Origin of the sequence: Pontibacter sp. E15-1 (assembly GCF_022601975.1) — a bacterium.
Lineage (GTDB): Bacteria > Bacteroidota > Bacteroidia > Cytophagales > Hymenobacteraceae > Pontibacter.
This window is the reverse complement of the sequence record NZ_JAKVIR010000024.1, coordinates 82487-89972: the sequence shown is the minus strand read 5'-3', so window position 1 is coordinate 89972 and position 7486 is coordinate 82487. Positions and strand designations below refer to the sequence as shown.

Annotated in this window: 7 protein-coding genes; 1 reads left to right on the top strand and 6 read right to left on the bottom strand. The window is 51.8% G+C overall.

Annotated features, from left to right (window positions below):
• Positions 1–307: 307 nt before the first annotated feature.
• The 3 genes from MKJ04_RS16975 to pyrF form a co-directional block, all read right to left on the bottom strand.
• Positions 308–550, bottom strand: a complete 243-nt coding sequence (locus tag MKJ04_RS16975) for a hypothetical protein (protein ID WP_241642853.1) — start codon at positions 548–550, stop codon at positions 308–310.
• Positions 551–556: 6 nt separating this feature from the next.
• On the bottom strand, positions 557–829 hold the full coding sequence (locus MKJ04_RS16970) for a hypothetical protein (protein ID WP_241642852.1): 273 nt from the start codon (positions 827–829) through the stop codon (positions 557–559).
• Between the two features lie 97 nt (positions 830–926).
• The gene (pyrF, locus tag MKJ04_RS16965; protein ID WP_241642851.1) at positions 927–1754 is read right to left on the bottom strand and encodes an orotidine-5'-phosphate decarboxylase; all 828 of its coding nucleotides are present in this window, start codon (positions 1752–1754) and stop codon (positions 927–929) included.
• Between the two features lie 129 nt (positions 1755–1883).
• On the opposite strand from pyrF, the gene MKJ04_RS16960 reads away from it, so the two are divergent.
• Positions 1884–2279, top strand: coding sequence for a hypothetical protein (locus MKJ04_RS16960; protein ID WP_241642850.1), 396 nt, complete (start codon positions 1884–1886; stop codon positions 2277–2279).
• 81 nt (positions 2280–2360) lie between these two features.
• Here MKJ04_RS16960 and MKJ04_RS16955 read toward each other — a convergent pair whose 3' ends face one another.
• The 3 genes from MKJ04_RS16955 to MKJ04_RS16945 form a co-directional block, all read right to left on the bottom strand.
• Positions 2361–3005: a LolA family protein gene (locus MKJ04_RS16955; protein WP_241642849.1), complete on the bottom strand. Its 645-nt coding sequence runs from the start codon at positions 3003–3005 to the stop codon at positions 2361–2363.
• 24 nt (positions 3006–3029) lie between these two features.
• On the bottom strand, positions 3030–5651 hold the full coding sequence (locus MKJ04_RS16950) for an FtsK/SpoIIIE family DNA translocase (RefSeq protein ID WP_241642848.1): 2622 nt from the start codon (positions 5649–5651) through the stop codon (positions 3030–3032).
• A gap of 725 nt (positions 5652–6376) precedes the next feature.
• Positions 6377–7408 (bottom strand): quinone-dependent dihydroorotate dehydrogenase, encoded by a 1032-nt coding sequence (locus MKJ04_RS16945; protein WP_241642847.1) that lies wholly within the window; start codon positions 7406–7408, stop codon positions 6377–6379.
• Between the last annotated feature and the right edge of the window lie 78 nt (positions 7409–7486).

Genomic DNA, 7486 nt, shown 5'->3' with positions numbered 1-7486 from the left:
AAGCCCCACCAGGGCATTAACCGAAATAAGCCAGCTAACCTGTATCAGATGGCAGCTTAATTCAACTAACAAAGTGCACTTCGTGGTCTAACTCAATCGAGGTATCATATTAGATTTATCTTCTTTTTCTTGTGTACTACAATTAAAAGAAAGTACTGCTACAGAGTAAACAAGTAACCTAGATAGATAAACTTTCTTTTTCATTACATAAGGGATTATTCTTGTTTACATTCAACGGACTCGTGTAAAAGACGTGCGAGGCCGTCGGCCGAAGTATGACTTTTACACAATGTTGTGGTGTCGTTTTTTATTCTTTTCCGTCACGAACTTTATTTCTCGCTTTCTTTACAATTTCTTGGTAGTCTGCCTGAAATGGTTCGCTCATTTCTTTTTCTAGTTTACACTCAATGTCCCATAGAACTCGCTGTTCAGCTAGGTCTTGAAATCTGCTCAAATCATCAATCTTGTTGTATTTGCTGAGAAATTCATAAAATACGATTGCCTCTTCATTTGTCAGCTCGATACTAATTTCCCCTATAGACATTGCCATAAATAATTATTCCGCTGATGGATATTCTGAGAAGTATACGTCCATTCCAATTGCTCCCATTATGGCCATTGATTTGGAGCTTAGAACACCGCCCCCACCAGATGCATCTTTTCTTATGTCGAAACCAATGTCAGCAACATATTTACTTGGCTCTAAATTCTTTCCTTTTATATCCATCCAAGTTTGGAGCATATCAATTTGAGTCGGCAAGTCCCAAATATCATCACACAGCCAATCCACCTTCTCAAATGATTCTTGGATGTAAATATTTATCGGCATATTTCTGTTCTTAAAATGCACCACAACTACTGTATAGCAGGAGTACCTACTCCTACTATCTGCTCTATGTGCGTATAGTATGCGTATTTACCCCGAATTACTTCACAATAAGTTCTTCCAGCAGCGCCTCCATTTCCTGCTGTATGGCTAAGGTTTCTGCTCTGGCTTTCTCGGCGAAATCGGTGCCGGAGGAGGTGTAGATGATGCCACGGGTTGAGTTGACCAGCAGACCGCATTGCTGGTTCATACCCTGGCGGGAGATGTCCTGCAGGCTGCCGCCCTGAGCGCCCACGCCCGGCACGAGCAGAAAGTGGTTCGGCACGATCTGGCGTACCCGCTGCACATGCGCTGCCTGCGTCGCGCCTACCACATACATCATCTGGTCTTCGGTGGCCCAGGTGGCACTGGTGCGCAGCACTTGCTCATACAGGTACTCCTCGTTGCCATCCTCCAATCGCAGCATCTGGAAATCCTGGCTGCCGGTGTTTGAGGTAAGCGCCAGTAGAATCACCCAATTACCCTCCTGCCCCAGAAAGGGCTTCACCGAATCTTCGCCCATGTAGGGTGCCACCGTGATCGAGTCGAAGCGCATGGTCTCGAAAAAAGCGCGGGCATACAGCTCCGAGGTGTTCCCGATATCGCCGCGCTTGGCATCGGCAATCGTGAAGATATTGTCCGGTATCACCTGCAGCGTTTTGGCAAGGCTGTTCCAGCCCTGTGGTCCCTGCGCCTCATAAAACGCGATGTTCGGCTTGTAGGCCACGCACAGATCGGCGGTAGCCTCTATAATCTGGCGGTTGAACTCAAACACCGGGTCCTCGGTATCCAGCAGGTGCTGTGGCAATTTGCGGGGGTCGGTGTCGAGCCCCACGCACAGGTATGATTTCTTCTGAAGGATCTGTTCGAAAAGCTGCTCTCGTGTCATGGGCTTGGGCTTAGGTTCGTACAAAAATATACATTTGCAACTGCGCACGAAAAGATATTCCGGGTTTCGTGCCGCTCGGTTTGCAACTAAATCTGCCGCATGTGGGTCTTGTAGGTAAAGACTAGCCCTATGAAAGCCCTTCTCCTGTGTTTTACGCTTTTAACTTTCGCCTGCTTCGGCTGCACAAAGGAAGCAGATGAGCTGCGCTTGCGTACGGCTGACGCCGCGCCTGTGGTGCAGGTTGTTGTGGCAGACAAAGTGCTCACGGTTGGCGAAAGCGCCACACTAACCGTGTTTTTCGAGGTAAGAAACGGCTGCGGAGAATTCGGCAGCTTCGATACGAACTCAGACGGCCAGACGCTCACGGTCAGAGTGATTCCGCATTATAGGGAGGGTTTCTGCACCCAGGCCCTCGAAACAAGGGAAACCACCTATACCTTCACGCCCAAAACCAAGGGCACGTATACCCTGAAATTCTGGGCTGGCGAAAATGATTATATCTCCGAGACGATTGTGGTCCAGTAAAAAATTATCATTATACAGCACTAAAAACAGCGAAGGCTGCCCCTTATGGAGCAGCCTTCGCTGTTTGGTTACTGTATAAACTTAACGCAGATCCACCACGGTTACGCCTTTGTACTTCGACTTATTGAAAGTGAACGCATCGGAGGCGAGGGTTGGGTTTGCCTGAAAGTTCTTGATGGTATAGGTATAGCGATTGCCGTTGTTGCGGAACATCTCCCAGCTCTTCAGGGTCTTGTCTTTCTGGCTGATGTATAAACGCACTTTGTAAATCGGGTTTTTGCGGTCTTCGGGGGCCAGCTCAATCACATCAAATTTGCCGCCGTCTACAGTCTCTGTTCCAGCGAAAGAGTATTTATACCCCTTTTTATACATATCGAAAATCTTGCTTGGGGCCATAGCCTCGGCCTCGTCGTCGCTTTCCGTGATCGTTACCTCGTTGGCATCTTTCAGAAAGGTCCACATCAGCTTGCCGTCACTAACAATTTCCTGGCCACTCACGCCGAGGCGGTATTTCTCGCCGCTCACCAGAATATTGCCCGCCATGGTTTCCTTCACTTTGGCGGAAGGGTTTTCCAGCGTCTGGGCGAAATCGGCTTTAAAGGCTTTCATGGTGCGGTAACGCTGGCTCATGGCATCCAGAATTTTGCCTGCCTTTGGGTCTTGCTGCGCCTGCGCCAGGTTTACAAATAACAGCGTCACAAACAGGAGGGAGAATATTTTTTTCATGCTAATCGGTACTTGTTTATATGTTTATCCCAGCGTGTTCAATAACTGTTCCAAACTGTACTCGTCCGGAATTAAAACTTCGCGGGCCTTGCTGCCTTCAAAAGAGCCTACCACACCCGCCGACTCAAGCTGGTCGATCAGGCGGCCAGCGCGGTTATATCCCAGCTTCAGGCGGCGCTGCAGCAGCGAGGTACTACCCTGCTGGTGCTGCACAATAATGCGGGCGGCCTCCTCAAACAAAGGGTCGCGGTTACTCGGGTCGAAGTCGGCTTTCTCGTTGCCACTCTCGTCGCCCACAAACTCCGGCAGCAGGTAGGCATCGTCATACCCCTGCTGGTTGCCGATAAACTCACAGATGCGGTCTACCTCCGGCGTGTCCACAAACGCGCACTGGATCCGGATCATATCCGAGCCGATGGAGAACAGCATATCCCCCTGTCCGATCAGCTGGTCGGCGCCGCCGGCATCCAGAATGGTGCGGGAGTCGATTTTAGACGTTACCTTAAAGGAGATACGCGCCGGGAAGTTGGCTTTGATGATACCCGTGATCACGTTTACCGACGGGCGCTGCGTGGCCACCACCAGGTGTATACCAATGGCGCGGGCCAGCTGCGCGAGGCGTGCAATCGGTGTTTCCACCTCCTTGCCTGCGGTCATCATCAGGTCGGCCAACTCGTCAATCACCAGCACGATGAACGGCATGAAGCGGTGCCCTTTCTTCGGGTTCAGCTTGCGCTCCACAAACTTGCGGTTATACTCCTTCAGGTTGCGGCATCCGGCGTCTTTCAGCAGGTCGTAGCGCATGTCCATTTCCATACAGAGCGAGTTCAGCGTGTTCACCACCTTCTTTGTGTCGGTGATGATGGCTTCCTCGCTGTCCGGCAGCTTGGCCAGGAAGTGGCGCTCGATCTTGTTAAAGAGGGATAATTCCACTTTCTTCGGATCGACGAGCACAAACTTAAGCTGCGATGGATGGCGCTTATACAGCAGCGAGGTCAGGATGGCGTTGAGGCCAACTGACTTCCCCTGGCCTGTGGCACCCGCCATCAGCAAGTGCGGCATTTTGGCCAAATCGGTGATAAACACCTCGTTAGTGATCGTCTTTCCGAAAGCGATCGGCAGGTCCATATCGCTCTTCATGAACTTCTCGGTTGCCAGAATCGACTTAATGGACACCATCTCTTTCTTGGTGTTCGGCACCTCGATACCGATGGTACCCTTGCCCGGAATCGGGGCGATGATACGGATACCCAAAGCGGCTAAGCTAAGGGCAATGTCATCCTCCAGGTTCTTGATTTTGGAGATACGCACACCGGCATCCGGCACAATCTCATACAGCGTAACCGTTGGCCCGATGGTGGCTTTGATGCTGGCGATGCTGATGTTGTAGTGGCCGAGCGTCTCGACGATCTTTACTTTGTTTGCCTCCAGTTCCTCCTTGCTTACTTGGATCTTGTTCACGCCATAATCCGTGAGCAGGTCGATGTGCGGGTACTGGTAGCGGGCCAGATCCAGGGTCGGGTCGTAGTTTTCGCCGGAGATCACTTCTGTTTCTTCCGGTATCTCCTCGATCTGGAGCGCCATTTCTTCTACTTCCTCTTCCGGCTCGAAGCTATCCTCCAGCTCTACCTCGTCGTTTAATTCGATGTCCAGTTCCAGGGTTGGCGTGGCGGGTTTGGCTAGCGTAGGCGGCACCTCGGGCTTTGGCGGGATAGAGCTCAGCTCCATTTCCAGGGCCCGGTTAATTTCGTCGTCGTCTTCATCTACATAGGCTTCCTCCTCTTCCTCAGGCTCCTCCACCTCCAGCGAGGCGGTAGGGTCTGCGTTATGGTTGATGCCCCGGGCTGCGGAGCCCATCACATCGCCCAATGAGTCGGCGTGTCTATTGGCGGGAACAGTATCCGCATCGGTCTCAGCGTCGGAAAGGGCATTTTTGAAACCCCAATTGAGGCTGGTGATGTTAAAGAAGCCCACCAGGAAAATCAGCAGCAGGAAACCCAGCAGCAGCCATGAGCCCCAGCCGATCAGGCTGTTGAGCCATATCGCCGTTTCGATGCCAATGCCGCCGCCCAGAAACCCGAGCCGTTCGATGGTGGCCGAAGCGAAAACGATATAGCCCATGGTTAAGCTTGTCCATAGCATCGAAAAGCTACAGAGCCCGGTGATGTAGGTCATGGATACCGTCACCTGCTTGAAGACAATGCGAAGGCCGGCGAAGAAGAGCACCGGGATCAGGAAAAAGGCCCCGATGCCCACCCAATCATATATAAAGAGGTGCGAAACCCAGGCACCAAACAGGCCCAGCCAGTTCTCGGCCTCCTGCCCCGACTCTTTCAGTCCGGTGCCGCTCACCGTTTCCACCACGCTCTGGTCGGCGTTTCCGGTAAATAAATAGGATACAAACGCGATAGTCAGGAAAAAGGAGATCAGCAGCAGTGTAAAGCCAATCCCGAGCTTGAAGCGACGGTCATGCAGAAAGCCGATCCGAAAGCTGGGCAGCGACGGCAGCTTGAGCGACCAGTCCCGCTTCGCCTTCTTCGGCTTCTCCCCCTTCGGCACGTTCGTTTTGCGTGGCTCATTCTTACCCCGCACCTCGTTCTTCCGCGCTGCGTGCAGCGTTTCCTCTCTGTAAGTGTTCTTGGCCATACCCTGACTAAAAGTTAAGATCCAAATTTACATTTTTTTGGGTAGAATCGGCGGCAATGGATGAATTGTTTGATGGCTGGATGGGTGAATTGTTGGATGGTTAAATTGCTGAATGGTTAAATGAGTCAATGGTTGAATTATTATATAGAGCTGCTTTATAAATGAAGCTTCTAGTATCATTAATTAACTGACGTTATGCAAAGAGCAGCGCAGTACGTAAAAGTCCCGCTTGTGGGTAGGGGCCCTTGACGACGAAGGGGGTAGCGGGATGAGAAGCGGCCGGAAGAACTTTCCTGCTCTTGCTTAATGAGATACAGCTTCTAAAATATCTCACCAATTATTGCCCGCAGGGAGTGTCATCCCCCTAACCCCCTTCAAAGGGTAGGGCCGTTAAGTTCTAAGAATTTGCACCATGTCCTCACGTAAAGATTTAATATAGCAGAAAAACGATTGTCCCCTTGAGGGGAGTTAGAGGGGTGTTTGCTCTTTGTGAAAGGTTATTTTCGCTGGCTTTACACCCCTGAGGTCCCCTCAAGGGGACAATTTTCGTTAGAACTTAACGGCCCTATCTTCAAAGGGGGACAAAAGAGGGCGTTGCGTAACAGCAGTCATTAATTAATTTAACATATATAGCCAAGCGCGCAATGCGTCTCATTCCTGGGCTGCCGGACAGGATATGCTCTCCCCAACAATTTAACAATCAAACCATTTAACAATCAAACAATTTATCCATTCAAAAGCTTCCTGTTGATTTGGCTGATCAGCGCCGGGCCTTCATATATAAATCCGGTATAAAGCTGCACCAGGTCGGCGCCCGCCTGCAATTTCTCCACAGCGTCGTCGGCCGTCATGATGCCGCCTACCCCGATAATGCGGATCTCGGGGGGCAGAAAGGTGCGCAGGTGCCGAATAATCTGAGTGGAATGCTGCGTCAGGGGCTTTCCGCTCAGGCCGCCCATCCCGATGTCGGAGATGCGGCTGGCATCCGTTTGCAGCCCTGCCCGCGCCACGGTGGTGTTAGTGGCAATGAGGCCGCTCAGCTTGGTTTCTATGGCTATTTCGATGATGTCGTTGAGCTGGGCCATGTTCAGGTCCGGGGCGATTTTGAGCAGCAGTGGCTTGGGCTTCGGCATCTTGCTGTTCTGCTCCTGCACCGCCAACAGCAGTCGTTTCAGCGGTTCTTTGTCCTGTAGCGCGCGCAGGTCCGGGGTGTTGGGCGAGCTCACGTTCACCACAAAATAATCCACAACGTCGTACAGCGCATTGAAGCAGTAAAGGTAGTCGTTGAGGGCCTCCTCGTTGGGCGTTACCTTGTTTTTGCCGATGTTGCCGCCCACGATGACCTTGCTTTTGCGGTTGCGGAGGCGTTCCACGGCGGCATCCACGCCTTTGTTGTTGAAGCCCATGCGGTTGATGATGGCCTGGTCCTGCGGCAGACGGAACAGGCGCGGCTTGTCGTTGCCAGCCTGCGGCCTGGGAGTTAAGGTGCCGATTTCCACGAATCCGAAGCCCAACTCGGCCATCTCATCCACCAGCATGGCATCCTTATCAAAACCGGCGGCTAATCCTACCGGGTTCGGGAACTTCAGGCCGAACAGCTCGCGTTCCAGCCGCGGGTCTTCTACCCGGAACATGCGCTGGCTCATGTTTTTGGCATACGGCACCTTGAGGGAGGCACGCAGCAAATCGGTGGTCAGGTAATGGACTTTCTCGGGGTCGAGTTTAAAAAGAAGCGGGCGCAGCAGGCTTTTGTACACAGGTTTGGGCTTTGGTTATACAATGCCTGCAAAGATAAGATGCTGCGCGTAGGATGTAAGGCCAAACTGGCTTTTTTA